This is a genomic window from Porphyromonas endodontalis, assembly GCF_052173515.1.
Taxonomy (GTDB): Bacteria; Bacteroidota; Bacteroidia; order Bacteroidales; family Porphyromonadaceae; genus Porphyromonas; species Porphyromonas endodontalis_A.
This window is the reverse complement of record NZ_JBQMYL010000002.1, coordinates 87,446-105,578: the sequence shown is the minus strand read 5'-3', so window position 1 is coordinate 105,578 and position 18,133 is coordinate 87,446. Positions and strand designations below refer to the sequence as shown.

Sequence of the window (18,133 nt, the reverse complement as noted above, 5' to 3'; positions counted from 1 at the left end):
GCTTGTGTCTATTCGTATAGTGAATACTATCCTCGAAACAACGCCCAAAATAATAGTACGAAGGGCACTATTTCGTGGGCACAAAGGTACAAAGAAAGTAACATATAGGAAACACCTTGCGCACGTAGAAGTGGTAAAGTACGACGTAATAACAGCAGTCTCCAAAGCAAAAAAGCCCCTAGAGAAAGCCATCCACCGAGCATAAAAGTATCTTCGCGAAGCTCTAGTAGAATGGCGATGTAAAGGGGCAAAGACCAAATCCACTCCAAAAGAGCGTAACCACTAGCCCACTCTTCGTAAACTCGTGGCTGAAGATAGACCCAACCTAGGAAGCGATAGAGAACGCGCCGCCCCCAGAAGAAGAGAAGAAGTGCCCCCAAAATCCCTAAATAACCCACCACCATATAGAAGGGACCCTTCTCAACCCAAAAGCCCTCTCTATCAAGATAGATAAAGGAAGTAAGAGCCAAAAGCATAGCAGAGAGCACACGCCCTACCACACGAAAGAACCAACAAGGGATATTACGATGCACCTGGACGAAGAAAAGTTGCTCGCGTTGGTAAACAATTGCCTCCATCACCAAACGCACCAATCCAGGCACTCTATAGGCAACTATCCCCATAAGAAGAAGACCTAAAGTGAGTACCGAAAAGGCGATATCGCCTACAATCTGCCCGGACCAAAAAAGCATTCCCTGCATACCGGGGGCAAAGGTACAAACAAAAGAGGGCTCAAAGACGTATCCCTCCCCGAGACATCTCTCTCGCAGTTCTCCCCAAAGCCCCTTGAGCAAACGCCCAAGAAGAGGTCGGAGGTATCGTGCATAGTAGGACAGAAGAGTGCGGGTATAAAAAGAAAACCCCTAAACCTTCTACGAAAGTATAGGGGAAATGAAACTTACATGAGTGGTGCCACCAGGAATCGAACCGGGGACACAAGGATTTTCAGTCCTTTGCTCTACCAACTGAGCTATGGCACCATCAGTCTTTTAGGAAGAACCCTTTCTCTCAAAGGACACACCCTCCTTAAAACCGGTCACAAAGGTACGAATAGTTTTGAAATAAACAATACCCTAGGCGAAAAACTTATACAAAATCTTCTTCACCCCCGTCTCCATCCTGTCCCACACGTACATATATAAGACTGAATTCTAGGAGATTATAAAATCAATTATCCACAAGTCCCTCCTCCGAGAAGGCTTCGTTGTAATCTTGAAATAGGAAGTCGTTATAGGGATAACGTTTGATATGGATCTCTCGCACCTTATCATAAAGGAGAGCTCGCAACCCCTCAATTCCATCTCCCGTATGGGCAGAGACGAACAAACAATTTTGTCCCATCTTTGCCATCCAAGAGCGTTCTAGCTCCTCTCGGCTGTAGTTTTCTCGACTTTTTGGGGTAAGATCATCCTCCTCTTTCGGGGTGAACGTAAAGGCATCAATCTTGTTGAAGATCAGAAGGGTTGGCTTATTCTCGTTGCCCAAAATCTCTCGCAAAGTAGCCTCCACAACAGCGATTTGCGACTCAAAGTCAGGATGCGACAAATCCACAACATGGAGCAATAGATCGGCTTCTCGCACCTCGTCCAACGTGCTTTTGAAGCTCTCAATCAGCTCCGTGGGGAGCTTACGGATAAACCCCACCGTGTCGCTCATCAAGAAGGGGAGGTTGTGCAGGATTACCTTTCGTACTGTGGTATCTAGTGTAGCAAAGAGCTTATTCTCGGCAAACACCTCGCTTTTGGAGAGCACATTCATTAGGGTTGACTTCCCCACATTGGTGTAGCCCACCAAAGCCACTCGCACCATTTTTCCTCGATTCTTGCGCTGTACGCTTTTCTGTTTGTCTATACGTACGAGTTCTTCTTTGAGGCGACTTATCTTGTCTAAGATGATCCGCTTGTCGGTCTCCAGCTGTGTCTCCCCGGGACCACGCATCCCAACACCCCCACGCTGCCGCTCAAGGTGCGTCCAAAGACGCGTAAGACGAGGGAGCATATAACGGTATTGAGCAAGTTCCACCTGCGTTTTGGCATGTGCCGTTTGTGCCCTTGTGGCAAAAATATCGAGGATAAGGCTGGTACGATCGAGGATGCGTACTCGTAACACCTCTTCTATACAGCGAAGCTGCTTAGGGCTTAGTTCATCGTCGAAGATGGCCAGTCCTATTTCATTCTCTTGTATGTAGGAGGCAATTTCTTCGAGTTTCCCTTTTCCCACAAAGGTGGCAGAGTTGGGCATATCAAGCCGTTGTACAAAACTTTTGACCGGAGAGATCCCTGCCGTGGTGGAGAGGAATGCAAGCTCATCTAAATAGTCTTGTACCTGACGCTCGGTTACTTTTGGTGTAATAAGCCCCACGAGCACAGCAAGCTCAGAAGAGGTCTCGGTAAGTATAAATTCTTTCATTAAATAGAAGTTCAGAAGTCGATACGGAGGCGAGCATTGAGCTGCCTGCGTGTTAGGTAATTGGGCACGGCAAATTGTTGATGAAAGGCATCCGTAACCCAATAGAACCCACTTACGTTGGTATTATCGAGGAGGTTGAAGCACTCAAGACTAAGGTCTACTGCCGAGAAAAGCTTCCAAAAAGAACTTTTGGCTCGCGCCGTATCGGTTGAGCGATCAAAGAACCTATATATAAGCCCAAGGTCTACACGTTTGTAGGAGGAGCCGATAAAAGCTGGGGGTAGGAACTCCTCCGTGGGGCGGAACTGAGGTAATCCGCCTGAGAGCACCCCACGCAAACTCAAACGAATGCGCTTGTAGCCCGGGAAATAATCTTGGAAAAATAGGGATACGTTGTAGCTTGGGGCATTGGGAAGAGGCATCTCTCCGATACCGGGAATACGCTGCTTACTCGTCAGTAGAGAGGCTGTGAGCCACGAGTCTACATCGGGCACGAATTGTCCAAACAGCTTTAGATCAATCCCTGCTACGTAGCCCGATCCCGTATTGGTACCCAAATAGCGCACCTTTACGTTGTCCACTCGATAGGGATTGAGGTGGTACAGATACTTATAATATAGTTCGGTAGTAAAGCGGAAGTTGCGCCCATCTAATTGGAAGTTGTAGTCTCCTCCCAAGAGCACATGCAGGGAGCCTTGTGATCGGATTTGCTTATTCAGTACGACAATATTATTATTCTCTTGGTCTCGCTGTGAGGTGCGAATCTCTTTATAGAAAGGAGCTTGATAGTACAAACCAGTAGCAAATCGCAGGGTAAGAGCCTTCTGACGAGTCGGGGTAAAGGCAGCAACAAAGCGCGGACTCGCGATAAACTCCTTATTAAATCCCCAATAAGAGGCACGAATCCCGGGATAGAGAGAGAGTTCGCCCTGAGGAAGTTCGAGCGAAAATTGATCGACAAGATAAGCGGATAGGCGGTAACTGCGGAGGCGATTCTGGGAGTAGAGATTGTGCAACATCTCTATTCGATCGCTGTGGTGGGGCACGTTGTATCCGGCGGAGTCGCGTCTCGTCCACTCGCTGATAAAGTCGTTTACATCCTCAAGTCGGGCACTCAAGCCTCCCTTGAGCAAGTGCCCCTGTTTCAGTTGTAGCAGGTTACTATAAGAGAGTGTAGCCAGCGTATAACGCAAGCGATTGCGAGCATGCTCCATATTTGTGCCTGTTGCCAGGGCACTCAAGTTGTCACTTACGTTGGGTTGCTTACTATCTCCCTCCTTAGCATTATCTAAGAAATAGGAGCCATCTATGTCGTAGGTCTCCATTTCCCGGCTATTGTAAAAGTGCACACTCACTACATGACGTTGCTCCGACGAGGGAGTATAAGTGGCACTGAAGGCTCCAAAAAGAGAAACAAAGCGGTCGCGCTCTTGCCCCTCAAAGTAGACCTTTAGTTTTTTTATGTCGGATAGGGTACCAAAGCTCGTCTCTCTAGTCTGAGGCTTAAATTGATAATGTGTGAGGGAAACATTCCCCAAGAAGCTGAGCGACCAGCGATCACTCAGGCGCCCCACAATATAACTTTGAGCATCGAAGTAAAGAGGTTCGTATTCTCCCTTCGTATCAAGAGAACCCAGCAAAGTACGTCCGTCTTTGAATCTTAAGCCTGTAATCTGACTCAACCTCTTCCCGCGCGAACCGATATACACCTGATCACCCTGTAAGCCGACCTCCACTGAGCCTTCAAACTCCTTAGGCGTTTTGTAACGGATATCGAGCACCGAAGACATTTTATCCCCATACTCTGCGGTGTATCCTCCTGCAGAAAAGTTGACCGACTGGGTCATCTCGGGATGAACAAAGCTCAAGCCCTCTTGCTGAGCCGTGCGGACAAGTAAGGGACGCGGGATCTCTATGCCATTTACATAGACCATGTTTTCGTCATAATTTCCCCCACGTACCGAGTATTGCGCACTCAGTTCGTTGTTTTGCGTCACTCCGGCATAAGTACCAACAAGGGACTCTACTCCAGTGGAGGGGCCTACCGCTACACGAATATTTTCCGCAGCTATGGTGCTCATGTTCTGCTGTTTTTTGGAGGGGGCAGCCACCACTACTGTGGTTAGCTCGGTAGAGGCATCGGGCAATGTCACATTGAGCCGAAGGTCTTGAGTAATACCTTTTGGGAAACTCTTGGTTACCGATCGATAACCTATACAACTGAACTCCAGAGCTATAGAGTCCGTTGTAGGAGAGAGCGCAAGCGAATAAGCCCCCTTGAGATTGGTCGCAGTACCTATTGCTTTGCCTGCGACCTTTACAGAAGCTAGCTCTATGGGTTTATCCTCACGGTCTATTACGTATCCATATACCTTGATACGCTGCTGCGACCATGCCCCTCCCGCCGTAAGGCAAAGGAGAAGTAGACCCATCCAGATGCGACACATTAGCTCTTTCATTGCCCACAAAGATAGGTATTTGTAAGGATAAGATAAGGAGTTTAAGGCCTACACACTCTCCCCAACACTCGCTTTTGTTTTCACAAAATCATTATGCGATGATTTTATGCTCTGAGCTATAATGTCATCAAATCATCTAGATTCCCTTTTATTCCTTCCAGTATTTCTATCACTTGTTTCTTCTCTTCTTCTGGCAACTCATTTTCCTCAAAAACATGAATGAACTTATTTATTTGATCATTAATGGCTTTAGTCACTTGAATTTTCTTCTCACATTCTTCTTGAGCAAACACATCTACTAGTATTGTGACAAAATTCAGTATAATCTTGCTTATCTCAAGAAGGGAACAGATTTCTGATAGCTGAATTATTGGATCTATATCTTCAATAGCATCCATAACTTCCAGCACACTAGAACACATTTTTGAATTATCAAATAAGTGTACAAAAGTTGTTCTCAAATCCTTATCATCGGACTGAGATACCATCTTCCTTAATAAATCATCAATATCCCTACTCTGAGAAATAAGTTCATATGATTCATTTGGCACCATATCTCTGATTCTCCTCCAAATAGATTGTTCATATTCTCTAGATGTATATCCATATAGGTGCACCATTGTAGACACCTTTGTTATGCACACCCTTCGAAGATTAAAAGAAGACTCTATATCGGATGATGACCTTAGGAATGCGTTTACGATTGCAGCCATATCGAGCATCATAAACCTCAGTAATAATTGAATATTGTTCAAATCCTGAAGCTTCCCAAATGCAGGGTCATCTACAAATCCTGCATTCTGCATATAAGTTTTAGCTCTCTTAGTTGTATTCCAAGAGTCTGCTATTGGACCTAAAGATCCGACAATATCCTCTGGAATTTCATTGAAAACCCTTGCAATTTTACCATCTTCATTGATAAACTGACATACTCTCTCACGGTAAATATTAATATCAAATGATGTTGAGAACGATGGGAATGGCTTATTGAGACCACTTCTTAAACGACAGTACTTATCTACGTTATCAGTATATAATTCCACATCTTGCAAAAGATCCCAGAAACGAGAGACCTTCTTCACCACATCGTCCTCACTATCAAGAGAAAGAGTTTTATTATACACTTCTATCATCTCATTATCATAGTGAAGAGTAAGATTTCGCAATTCTTGATTAATCTCCGCATCTCCAAATGCCATCAATTTTTCATCTATGGCCATACCTTCTGCTACCAATTCAGGATATCCTTCTTCATGAATTTGTCTCATTAGTTTTTTCCATAGGGATTTTTTTCTCAAGCTTCCGAAATTTAAAAGCGACTTATACCCTTCAGAGATTGATGCTTGAATGTTTTTCATATGGAATCGCTTCTCATACAACTTATTTGCTGAGAAATCCGCTCTACATGAAACCACTACATCTATCAATATAAACTTGATGCTATTCTGCAAGTCTTGAGTCAAGACATACAATAGTGGAGTATCTTCATCCATTAAAGAACGTACTATAAGTCCATCCTTCAACTCCTTATGGAGAACACCTATTGCCGATCCAAAACTTGCGATTAATCTATCAATAGTCTCCTTTGATGCAGGCTTAGATTCTGACATTTTCCTATCGATTTTTTATTTAACGCTAAACGACAGATCATTCTTCCCAAATTTGACAGAAGCAGAAAGAATGATTGTACAATCTATATTCTACGGTGGAGCAGAGCACCTTACACAATTTAAATCAAACCTTTTTGCAAAGATAAGGCTACTCACCGAGAAGAACGAGAGATTCTCCTTCCTCTCATTAGAACGACCATCCCCCATTTTCCTTTCATTATGGCAATCCCTCCTGTAAAAAGAGAATGAAAATATGAAGAAATACTCTCAGCGTGTCCGTATTTTATCTCTACCCTATTTCAAGAAAAATCCTGCCCTAGAGAGATTCTTTCTTTAGGCAAAAAGTAATCGAATTCTGCCCTACAATCAAAAGAAAACCAGCGATACTTCTGGAGACAAACATCAAGACTTTCGGGAAGAGACTCTCCAAGTAAACAAAAAAATACCGAGCAATTTTGAGATTACTCGGCAGTTCATTCTTGGAAGTTATCGGATGGAGACAATATGCTACTAGTGAGAAAGGGTGTAAACTATGCCTTAGAAGCAAGGAGCGACCTGTTATTGTCCATTAAGGTAGCAAGGTAGGATTCAAACCGCCGAGGCAACATGGGCTGCTCAATTACCTTATTGAACTTCTCCTTTCGATGCGTATCCGTCCCCACAAAATCATAAAAACTGGAGAGCAACATCTGCCGAGCACGCTTCTGCACTGCCTCCCCATACATGCCCGTAAGGGAGAATAGATTGAGCTGGAATGAGACACCCAAATCTTTGAGAGCTTCGTACTCCTCAGTAGTAAAATAGAGATAACGCTCCGGATGTGCAAGGAGAGGCTTTGCCCCTGAAGAGCGGATGGAACGAATGGAATTGGGATAATCCATCGGAGCTCCGGCAAAAGAGAACTCAAAAAGGAGGTAACGAGAGTCTCCTAATGTGAGCAAAGGCTCATCAAGATGTGCCTCAAACTGATTGTCTACCATATACTCTGCCGCCAAACGAATCGACACCTGAGGCATGGCAAGTTCTTCTAAAAAAGCATCGAAATGCTCGCGTAAAGAGATGGCGTTATTCTGGGGATATCGACTATAAATGTGCGGAGTAAATATAAAACTCTCAACCCCAACAGCTCCCATCATTTGCAATAGAGCACGAGACTCCTCCATAGAGCGAGCTCCGTCATCGACCCCGGGCAGTAGATGACAATGCACATCAATCATGCCCCTGAGCCAGCCCTCTCGTACAATATTCAACTCTCGTCGCTTCAGAAAAAACATCGTGCCACCCTGCTACAATAGCACAACATCCTAGCTACCATAGGAGCCGTACGAGCCATACCCTCCGTACGATCCATACGATCCGTAGCTACCATAGCTGCTACCTGTAGTACCACTCATGGCCCCTGCATCATTGAGCACAATTGCAGGATTGATCAGTTTCTTAGATCTATATAAGGTCTCTATTTCCAACAATAGGGGTCGTGGTAAGTGACCTTCGCGTACTATTACCATGGTCATATCCGCTACCCGATTGGTAATAAGGGCGTCAGCTACATTAACGAAAGGAACGCTATCGATAAGGATGTAATCATACATTTCGCGCACCTTTTCAATGAGTTCGGCGAATCGATCTCCAAGAAGCAACTCTGTAGGATTGGGAGGAACCACACCTGCAGGGAGGAAGTCGAATGGCGAACTCGCATCTATCCGAACAATCAGATCCGATAGATCGGTACTGCTTCCAAGTAGGTAAGAAGAAAGCCCTCCCTTGCTACGTTGGGTCATATAGCTCGCCAAAGCATCACTAAGGCTCGCCTTACGAATGTCCGCATCAATGAGAAGCACTCTATTCCCCTCTAGGGAAGCAAGGCAAGAAGAGAAGTTGGCCGAAATAAAAGTCTTCCCGGACTCGGGGATAGCACTTGTAGCCATAAGTACCTTACCCTTACTCTTAATTCCATGAAGCATATAGGCAAGATTCGTACGCACTACCATGAAAGATTCACTAATAACCACACGTTCCTTAGCATTAAAGAGAAGTATGTTTTTGTGTCTCTCCTTCTGACGCAAACGTCTTTCGCTCTCCTTCGTACGGAAAATCTTAGGGATAATTCTATTATGCAAAGACTGCGTTTCGTAACGAGGAATCTCCCCCAAGAATGGCAATGAGGTGTACGACTCAATGTCTTTGCGCCCCCTCACCTTATTATTGATGATGAAACGGAGGTAGAGCACCCCTGCCGGGAAAATAAGTCCCAACAAGAAAGCGACCAAAAGAATCATGCCCTTGCGAGGTGCAACAGGGATGGAAGATCCCATCGCTGGCTGTATCAAACGAATCTCAGAGTCGGCTGCTTCTATAGTAAGAGAGTTTTTTTCGCGCGCGTTGAGTAGGAACAGGTAAAGTTCCTCCTTAATTTTTTGGTTTCGATAGATCGAGCCTACCACTTTCTCTTGCATCGGTACAGAGGAGATACGCCCCTCGTTAAGCCCGGCTTGTCTATTAATACTAGCGGCTTGAACCGACAAAGATTTGATCAAATTGTCTACCGACTTAACTACCGCCACGTGCATGGAGGCCAGTTGCTTCTCTAGGCTCTCTACCACGGGGTTTTGCGTTTCGGCATTAGCGATCAATTGGTCACGACGCAAAAGAAGGGAGTTGTATTCTCGGATCAAATTATCCGCAGAGATATCATTAAGCCCTACATTGGCAGGGATAAGTTCGTTCTTCGAACTGGGAGACTTTAAGTAATCCCTTAGGTAGTTGGCCACCGCAAGTTTATTGTTCACTTCGGCCATCTGCCGTGCAATTTCGGCGGTACCCGTAATGTAGCTCCGAGCCTCCTGTTGGATATCGGCAATACGATTATTCTGTTTGAATTGCTCTATTTCTGTATCAACGCTGCCTAGCTCTCCGCCGATAATTGCGAGACGTCCATCGATAAACTGTTCAGTTTTCTGGGCGATCCGCACCTTTTCCAAACGAGAGTTCTCATTATAGATCTGCACGAGGGTATTGAGGAAATCCTCTGCAACTTCAGGGTTTTGATGCTGCATTGTCAAGGTAATAATGCTCCCTTGTTTACTTGCAGCCGAAACGTTGAAGATATGAGAAAAAGAGCGAATGCTTCTCTCACGAGTGTTCTTTTCTACCCCTAGAGAGAAGGAGGCTTCTGATGAAGGGAAATGCTCTGTAGCAGTAACCAAAACTCGCCCCATAGGAGTATCTTGGGGGACCCCGATCTGTACTTGAGTGGTTGTACCCTTAGCTGCTTCGATAGAAGACTCCTCACAAAGAAGGGATACATGGTTAGCATCTACAGAAGAGACCTCCAATTTGCAAGAAAGATTGGCGCAATTTCCTAGGAAACGAACCTGAACCGGAGCATCTTTATAAAGCATCTGTTTGCTTATTCCCTTGCTACGAGAATAGGAAACATCTAGGTTAAGACGTTCTATTACTTGATCGATTAGGAAGTCTGTCCTTAGGATAAAGAGTTCGTTTTCCACGGCACTCTTTCCTCCTAGAGAGGTTAAGGCAGAAGACTCGAAGAGCTCGCTAAGCACATTCGATGCATCCATCTTATCCTTGACCAATATGCTAGCTTCGCGCTTGTATACGTTGGGAGTCCGCAAGAGGTAGATAGAGGTACCTCCGATAGCAAAAAGTAAAGTTATTGCAAACCAATACCAATTGGAACGTAGGATAAGCCCTATATCCGAAAGGGTAATAAATGATGCAGCTTCTGCGAGAGAAGAGCGTTTGAGCTCTTGGTCTATAGATTTTGTTTCGGATTCTCTATACTCCATGGTTCGTTGTGCAGATATGTATGATAGAGATATTACTTAGAAGATTTTGAGTTGCGCACCACGGTCATAACGAGAGTTGAGACGGAAGTAACACTCCCCACAAGGCTAAGCCATACCCCAACGTTATTATTTTGGTTTATCTCACTCATCTGTATTTTGGCATTGTTGGGATTCACAAATACCACATCATTTTGCGCTAGATAAAAACATGGTGAACGGAACACCTCTTTAGACCGCAAGTCGTGCGTATAGATCTCGCGCTTACCATTGGCTTCACGCACTACTATTACGTTGTCTCGCCGTCCATAGATTGTCATATCTCCAGCCATGCCAATAGCATCAAAGATGGTAACTCGCTCATTGTCTATCGTGAAGCTACCAGGACGAGACACTTCGCCAAGAACGGTTATCTTAAAGTTCTGAAAACTAATAGTCACGATAGGCTCTTTGATATAATTTCCGGCGATAAGTTCTCGCGAAATCTTATCAATGAGCTGTTGTTTTGTCAGCCCGGAGGCGTTTATTTTCCCGAGAAGGGGGAAGGTAATAGTACCATCGGTTCCCACCAAATGGCCTTGTAAGTATTGCACTCCTACACCACGTCCTACCGATGATGTATAGCTGACCATCGGTAAATTAAAGGGGGCGGATAACTCCGGATTCTTTGAATTAACGGTAATAGAAAGCAGGTCTCCGGGTTGTATTGTAGGTTCTAGACGAGTATAACCGGCACTCTCAACGCTATCAAGATCTTGCAGGTAGAGTACATTCTTTGCCGAGCGACAAGAGACTGTCAAGAGCAAAACTAGTACAACTGATAGTATATCTAATCTCTTCATTCTTTCATATCCATCAAAACAAGCCGAGTCACAAAAAATAGGGACACGGCACGCAATCTGCTCCCGCAAAGGTAGCCTTTTTCTTAGAGAAAGAAGCGTTTCTACTACTTTAGTGAAAGGATAAACAAAAGAATAGATATAGGATCTAGCACAAGGCGTAACACACCTTTAGTACGCCGAGGAGCAATACAAGATCCTCCCCTACCCTAAAAAATATCCCGCACAGGCTGATTTCCCCAAAAGAATCAGCCTAAAAGAAAAATAAAATCAGCCAGAAAAGAGTGACCAAAGAGGCTACTTCTTTTTCTTCTTTGCCCACTTAGGCATCAACCCTCCCCAATTCTCTCGAGCCGCACGAGGCTGAGCTACAGAACCAGGGACGTAGTCATGACGGAATATATTCAGGAGAAGTATCAGAAGAGAAAGAAGTAAAGGGCCAAAAATCACCCCCCAAAAGCCAAAAATACTTACCCCAAAAATAACGCCAAAGACAGTAACAAGAGGGTGAATATCGGCAAGAGACTTTTGGAGCAGGAAGCGAATTACATTGTCTATTCCCCCTATGACCAAAAATCCATAGATCAAAAGCCCGATACAAGCCCCCCAATTCCCGGCAAAACCTAGGGCCAAAGCAAGGGGCACGTACACTACCATGGTACCCACCATCGGGATAATAGTAGCAAAGGCCGTAAGTACTGCGTAGAACAAAGCTCCCTCTACACCAAAGAAGATGTACCCAAGATAAGCAAATCCCCCTTGAACAATGGCGATTAGCGGTATCCCCACAGCGTTAGCTGCAATGATGCGCTGCGTCTCAGATACCAAGATGCGTTTATTTTCTTCGGTAAAGGGGAGTAGCTCTCGGATAGCCGCCTCGAAATACTCTCGTTCATAGAGCATATAGTAGAGAACAAAGAGTAGCACAACACTATTGACCACAAGAGAATAAACCCCGACAACGATCTTTGTCGTAAAGGTTTGCCCCATCTTAGTAAGGGCGGGTAGAACCTGCTCAACAAAGAATCCATCTCGCTTTACAAAATCTACTCCAATCCAATCTTTAGCCTCATCCACCCATTGCACAGCTTGGTGATACCATTCATTCAGATCAATCTCAGTGTGTGTAAAGAGGTCTATCAGCATAGACGCAATACCGGCAAGCGGGAGCAGGAAAAGGAAAAGCGTCTCGAGAATAAGAATAAAGGCAGCTAATCCACGAGGGAAATGCCACTTCTTAGTGAGGAATCTCATCTGCCCTCTCAAGATAGAGAACAGAGTAATTGCTCCTAAAAATCCACTTAGGTAGGGCAGGGCCTCCCTCCCAAAAATAAGAGCAAGCAGCACGATAGGCAACAGGATTGCCCACATAAAAACGGATCGATTGGCAGAAGGGCTAAGACCCTTAAAGCCTTCGTGAGGACTGTTTTCCATATGATTTTAGGATTACTAGACAATAAGTTTTACCAAAAAATAACCACCCACCGTAAGCCAAATATAGAGTACGGCAGCGAGAGCGAAGGGTTTAAACCCCGCCTCTCGGAAGCGAGCAAATACGGCATCTGCACCAATAGCCGCCATAGCCATGGTGAGCATAAAGTCGTCTACCCCGCGAATAATGCTTCGCACAGAAGCGTAGGTGTCTTCTAAGCCATAAGTAGAAGCTAAAGAGATCAGGAGCGTATTGAGCCCGATGATGATAAGGAACCAAACAGCAAACCAAGGGATAGCAATGCGTTTTGTAGCCCGAGTCTCTCCTTTGTTTCCCTTTTGGAAGAACATCCCCAGCACAATAAGTACAGGAGCGAGGAGTATTACTCGTATCATTTTGGTAATAGTAGCCGTTCCCGCAATGTCAAAGGCACTTGCCACACTAGTTGCCTGCATAGCAGCTCCCGCACCCGCTACATGAGCGACCTCGTGCAGAGTAGACCCGGTATATACCGCAACTTGGGCATCGGTCATATCGTAAACTCCTAATTGATAGAGGACGGGATATAGAAACATCGAGAGCGTTCCAAACAAAACCACCGTAGAAACTGCTACCACCGTTTTGGCAGAATTGGCACCCACAACCGGCTCACTAGCCAGTACAGCTGCAGCCCCACAGACGGCACTCCCTGCAGAGGTTAGCATAGAAGTCTCCCTATCTAGACGGAGCCAACGCCCCACCATTGTCCCTAGCAATAGGGTAGAAGAAACCACGATTGTATCGACTAAGAGCGTAGCCCAGCCTGCTGCCCACACATCCGAGAGCGTAAGTCGGAAGCCATAAAAGACAATCGCAAAGCGTAAGATGCGCTTCCCTACGAATTTTAATCCGGGAGTCATCCCCTCGGGCAAACGGCTCCGTATCGTATTGGCTAGGATAAGACCAAGCACAATACCAATGATCAAAGGAGATAGATGTAGTGTGGTAATAAAGGGGATCTTAGCAAGGCAGACGGCAATTGCAGCTAATGCAATCGTCAGCAAAACCCCGAGGTAATAATGCCAATTACGTTGCATCGTCAGAGAGGAATTAAGTGAACTTAATCAAGCACATAGCTAGCCCAACAAGAGAGATTCCAATAAAGACAAGGGCCAATATCTTATTGAAGATCCTCAGGCCTCCCACCGACACATTCTCTTTGAGGCGCAGTACAAGGTAGGTAATTACAAACCACCAAGAGATCGCCCCTAGGGCTATTGAGAGCATTGCTATCACAAAGTGCCAGCCTAGAGTGGGGGTATCGGGCACAAAATTGTAGCGGCTATAAAAGGCCATATACACGAAGGCAATAAGTGGATTGCCCAAGGCAAAGAAGAAGGCCGAGGTCATCAGCTTCCAGGCACTTTTACTCTTTCCATCATCCACTACATCGTAACTCGGGAGAGAGAAATACATATGAATACCAAAAGCGAGCACCACAAGGCTTCCAAGAATCTGCAAAAAGAACTCGTATCGGTAGATAAAATCGAGTACCATCGTGATCCCTTTGTAAGAGGCGGCGGCGTAAAGCAAGTCGCTAATCATGGCGCCTACGCCCGTGATCAAACCCTCTCTGCGCCCACGATGTAGTGTACGACGTACACAGAGTACCCCCACGGGACCCATAGGTGCAGAGACCAGAACCCCGATCAAGAAACCTAGTACTATCGTCGTTATTATCCACATTATCTTTTTCTCCGAGGGAGAACTCTGTCTTTACAAGCCCTCCGCTATGCTCCACAAAGATAAGCAACTCACACTAAACAATGCCCATCTGCACAACAAAAGAGGAGGATAGACGTGGCAAAACTCACCTCTAAAGAGAAGATCGCTTACCCGTAGAGAGCATGTTTAGAGGAGCCAACTCAATTTTGTGGGGATGCTCTGCCCGAGAGAGCCTGGGTTTGATCCATGCAGAAAGTTCCTCTACCGTAAGCACAGAATCCGTAGAAAGCTCCACACGGGCGGCTAGTACGCTACCGAATTCGGGGTGAGGGATCGTATACACCTGGGCTGCAATTACCTCGGGATGACTCTCAATCACACGCTCCACTACCTCAGGATAAACATTTTCTCCGCCACAGACCGCCATCCTATCGACCCGCCCCCGATGGAAATAAGCCCCCTCCTTACTGCACCACACCCGATCTCCGGTTGCCTGCCAACTGTTGCGTCTAGCCTGCATGGCCCAGCGCGACGAGACCCACAGCTCCCCTACACCATCCGAATCGGAGTTGCGCACACTACATCGCACCCCGCGAATAGGGAATCCCAGGGTTGTCTCTTCGGGATAGGCATCCAGAGCCTGAGGAGTTGCGAGAAGAAAGAATCCGGCTTCTGAGGTGCCATAGAGATTATAAATAATGGGGGCAACCTCCTGATGCACTTGTGCTACAAGTTTGCGATCGAGGCGGTCTCCTCCGGAAACAATGCAGCGCAAACTCTTCATTTTACTCGCAGCCTGAGGCAAAAGCATCATACGAGCAAGCATTACGGGTACTATGGGCAAAACATCCACGCCGTAGCGCTCAATCCCCTCCAAAGCCTCCTCGGCACGAAAACGGCGGGTAAGCCAAACACGTTTTCCCATCACCCAAGCCACGAACAATGTTGCCAAACCAAAGCCATGAAATAGGGGTAAGGCGAGGTAGGTTGTACTCCCCCGATGAATCCCAATAGAACGAATCAAGGCAAGCAAAGGCGGTAAGAAATTGATCGCAGAGGGGCGACGATCGGCAGATTTGTAACTACCACTTGATCCGCCCGTAAGCACGGAGAGTTCGGCCCCTCGGACAATACGTGGCAAAAAGCGGCGAGACCTTCCGTTATCTTCCGAGCGCACTCTACCCAATTCTTCCGTGGTAAGGAGGGGTGTGGGCGGTTCTTTGTCGGAGAAATAACGCTGACGAAACTCCTCATCTAGGATCAGAAGATCATACTTCCGCCCCACTAGGAAGCGCACCAACTGCTCTTCACTCATGTCGGTATTGAGCAGATAGGCTCCTATCCCCAAGCGAGAGAGAGCCGGCAGAAGGAGGGCCAACTCAAGGTGATTACGGCAGAGCAGAGCTACTCGCCCCCCACGCTTGCAATACCCCTTCTCTTGAAAACAACGAGCCAGACGCAGAGCCTCTTGGTAGAGTTGCCTATAGGTCAGAGACTCCCCCTCGTAGAGGAGCGCTTCTCGCTGAGGATAAATGGAAGCAGCATAGCCCAAGAGCGTCATAAGGGAGACCCCATCTCGCCAAAAAGCCCGCACCCATGCAATAATCCCCCGAGGGGTAATAAAATGCAATTGACGGAGGGCTGCCGAGAGGGAATAGGTTGGTTGGTGCATATCGGGATAGAAGAGATATCAGTGAGACATGCGTCGGTAGGCATAGGTTACGATCCCTCGAAAGAGGGAAGACAAAGGAGAAGAGAGTCGAGCCCACCAAGGAGCATAAGAAGATCTCCGTCCAACGGCCAAGTGGATAAGCCGAGTAGCCGCCTCCTCCACGGTGTAGCCGGGGAGATGGACATAGCGAGGATTAACGTCGGCCATGGAGGTATGCACAAGGGGCATATAGGCAATACGAACTCGCACTCCACGCAAAGCCCACTCCTCACGAGCTGTACGCAACCAAATATCCGCAGCCCCCTTTGAGGCATGATAGGCTGCCCAATGGGGAGCAGGAGGGTATAACAAACTTACCGAAGAGGTATAAACAAGTACTCCCCGAGCCGCTGCAAGGGCTGGATAGAGAGCCTGCGCTAGGTAGACCATGGCACGGTAGTTGAGATCGATCGTGCGATCAAAATCGTGCAAACGCTCTTGAGAGTCTTCCAAAGAGCGGCAAATCGACTTTCCGGCATTGGCGAAGAAATAATCCACTCGAGGGTAACGCTCCGCAAGAATCCGACAAAGATCACGAAGTGCCTCCCGCTCTCGAAGATCCACCGCGTAGCACTCCGCTGATGCTCCCAAAGCCTCAACCTCTTGGGCAAGTTGCTGCAATTCGGCCTCCGAGCGAGCCACTAAAACGAAATGCACCCGATAGGATTGCAGCAGACGAACTAGGGCCGCTCCGATCCCTCTCGAAGCCCCTGTTACCACTACAACGCGCTGAACAAACCTCCTTTGCAACAAGGAAGTGGACAGCCCCCATGAGGGATACAACAATCTTTTAATCCATCCGGACATACGCTCCATCAAGGCACACAAAAGCATAGGCCGCTTCGCTCCTTTTGAGAAGCATGAGCTACCTATGCTATGGATCCTAAGCCAAATGTATTACAAAGTCACCTTTATGGTCACGGGCTCTTTGCCTTCAGCCTCTACAACCACGAGGTAATTACCCGAGGCAAGCGCAGCCGAGAGAGAAGCCGTACCACAGGGTACAGATTGAGTGGCTAAGCGCTTTCCCTCAAGAGTATACAGAGTTGCAGCATAACCACTAGCGGGGGTAACAACCCATATCTTCCCCTCATAGGCAAAAGCATATGGAGCGCTAGACGTCGGGAGCTCACCCAAAGCCTTCTCACATCCACTGCCATCTCCCTTTTGGTCTATTACCCAATTATTTTCCTCTGCGAGACTACTTTTGGCAGTCTTGGCACCGGGGTTGTTCTTTACAAGCAGGTCTTTTCCAACGGTGATTTTCTGCGCCTTTTTGGGAAGGGCTCGGTAGAGATCGTCGAGAGCACACGCATCCATTTTATTGTTTGTGAGGTCTACAATGGACAACGATGAGTTGTCCTTTGCTTTTACTTCGAGCAATTCATTCCCATCAACCTCTAGTTTAACGAGGGAAGAAAGACCCGAAATATTAATGTTGGTCAGCTGGTTTCCCTTTGCCTTTATAGTCTTGAGTTTTTTGCAAACAGAGAAATCAATGCTCCCCGTAAGATTATTTTTGCTGCACTCTATGCTTTCCAAATCTTCGAGTATGGAGAGATCCAGCTCCGTAAATTCGTTGTCTCTAATACTAAAATTGCGGAGATTAGGACAGTGTTGTAGTTTAAAGGATTTCAGTCCACAGCCATCCAGACGAAGATCTTCCAAATTCTTGAAGTACGTTCCAAACATCTCTTCAAACTTATTACGAGAGAGATTTAGGTAGGTCAAATTGGGACATTGCTCAAGCGCAATCCACGTGAGCTTGTTGTCGGGAGCAGAGAATTCGGAAATGTCACTTATACCAGAGAAGTCTACGCGTGTAAGTGACATACCTGCAACCGAAAGCGAGGTGATGGCATCTTTGTCGAAATAATAAATCACGATGCGACCCGTGGAGGTGGTACCCGATAGCTCACCTCCGGCTTCGGCCACTTGCTCTGGGGTGTAGTCTTTTTCTACTTCGCCCCATTTGATCTTAATGGGCTTTACAGTTTGTATCGTCAAGGTTAGCTCGTCGGTTTTATTCTCTGTGGAGAGACCGATAGCCAAAGGGGCCTTGGGATGTTGTGCCCAACTTTTTGAGATACATCCAAGGGCAAATAGCCCGAAGATAAGTGATAAGAGTACTTGCTTTTTCATCATGAAAAATGTTTTATAAAG

13 protein-coding genes and 1 tRNA gene are annotated in these 18,133 nt (G+C 46.5%); all 14 read right to left on the bottom strand.

Features of this window, described 5'->3' with window-relative positions; translation table 11 throughout:
* Positions 1-26 precede the first annotated feature (26 nt).
* The 14 genes from ACTTHR_RS01420 to ACTTHR_RS01355 all read right to left on the bottom strand — a co-directional run bounded on the left by ACTTHR_RS01420 (position 27) and on the right by ACTTHR_RS01355 (position 18,115).
* Positions 27-692 (bottom strand): DUF4271 domain-containing protein, encoded by a 666-nt coding sequence (locus tag ACTTHR_RS01420; RefSeq protein WP_424777815.1) that lies wholly within the window; start codon positions 690-692, stop codon positions 27-29.
* A 215-nt stretch (positions 693-907) separates the two neighbouring features.
* Positions 908-980: transfer RNA gene (locus tag ACTTHR_RS01415), tRNA-Phe, on the bottom strand.
* A 187-nt stretch (positions 981-1,167) separates the two neighbouring features.
* Entirely contained in the window at positions 1,168-2,409 is a 1,242-nt protein-coding gene (hflX, locus tag ACTTHR_RS01410) for a GTPase HflX (protein ID WP_442604916.1), read from the bottom strand.
* Positions 2,410-2,420: 11 nt separating this feature from the next.
* Entirely contained in the window at positions 2,421-4,868 is a 2,448-nt protein-coding gene (locus ACTTHR_RS01405; protein ID WP_442604915.1) for a TonB-dependent receptor, read from the bottom strand.
* A gap of 116 nt (positions 4,869-4,984) precedes the next feature.
* The gene (locus tag ACTTHR_RS01400; protein WP_442604914.1) at positions 4,985-6,478 is read right to left on the bottom strand and encodes a hypothetical protein; all 1,494 of its coding nucleotides are present in this window, start codon (positions 6,476-6,478) and stop codon (positions 4,985-4,987) included.
* 530 nt (positions 6,479-7,008) lie between these two features.
* Complete coding sequence (locus tag ACTTHR_RS01395; protein WP_442604913.1) at positions 7,009-7,728, bottom strand: tyrosine-protein phosphatase; 720 nt, start codon at positions 7,726-7,728, stop codon at positions 7,009-7,011.
* Positions 7,729-7,782: 54 nt separating this feature from the next.
* Positions 7,783-10,287, bottom strand: coding sequence for a GumC family protein (locus tag ACTTHR_RS01390; RefSeq protein ID WP_442604912.1), 2,505 nt, complete (start codon positions 10,285-10,287; stop codon positions 7,783-7,785).
* A 32-nt stretch (positions 10,288-10,319) separates the two neighbouring features.
* Positions 10,320-11,126 (bottom strand): polysaccharide biosynthesis/export family protein, encoded by an 807-nt coding sequence (locus ACTTHR_RS01385; protein ID WP_442604911.1) that lies wholly within the window; start codon positions 11,124-11,126, stop codon positions 10,320-10,322.
* Positions 11,127-11,420: 294 nt separating this feature from the next.
* Entirely contained in the window at positions 11,421-12,557 is a 1,137-nt protein-coding gene (locus ACTTHR_RS01380; protein ID WP_442604910.1) for an AI-2E family transporter, read from the bottom strand.
* A 15-nt stretch (positions 12,558-12,572) separates the two neighbouring features.
* Entirely contained in the window at positions 12,573-13,631 is a 1,059-nt protein-coding gene (locus tag ACTTHR_RS01375) for a YeiH family protein (RefSeq protein ID WP_442604909.1), read from the bottom strand.
* 13 nt (positions 13,632-13,644) lie between these two features.
* The gene (locus ACTTHR_RS01370) at positions 13,645-14,280 is read right to left on the bottom strand and encodes a LysE family translocator (protein WP_315333567.1); all 636 of its coding nucleotides are present in this window, start codon (positions 14,278-14,280) and stop codon (positions 13,645-13,647) included.
* Positions 14,281-14,410: 130 nt separating this feature from the next.
* Positions 14,411-15,931 carry an AMP-binding protein gene (locus tag ACTTHR_RS01365; protein ID WP_442604908.1) on the bottom strand — a complete coding sequence of 507 codons (1,521 nt, stop codon included), beginning with the start codon at positions 15,929-15,931 and terminating at the stop codon, positions 14,411-14,413.
* Positions 15,932-15,949: 18 nt separating this feature from the next.
* On the bottom strand, positions 15,950-16,804 hold the full coding sequence (locus ACTTHR_RS01360; protein WP_442604907.1) for an SDR family NAD(P)-dependent oxidoreductase: 855 nt from the start codon (positions 16,802-16,804) through the stop codon (positions 15,950-15,952).
* A gap of 63 nt (positions 16,805-16,867) precedes the next feature.
* On the bottom strand, positions 16,868-18,115 hold the full coding sequence (locus ACTTHR_RS01355) for a leucine-rich repeat domain-containing protein (RefSeq protein WP_442604906.1): 1,248 nt from the start codon (positions 18,113-18,115) through the stop codon (positions 16,868-16,870).
* Positions 18,116-18,133 lie beyond the last annotated feature (18 nt).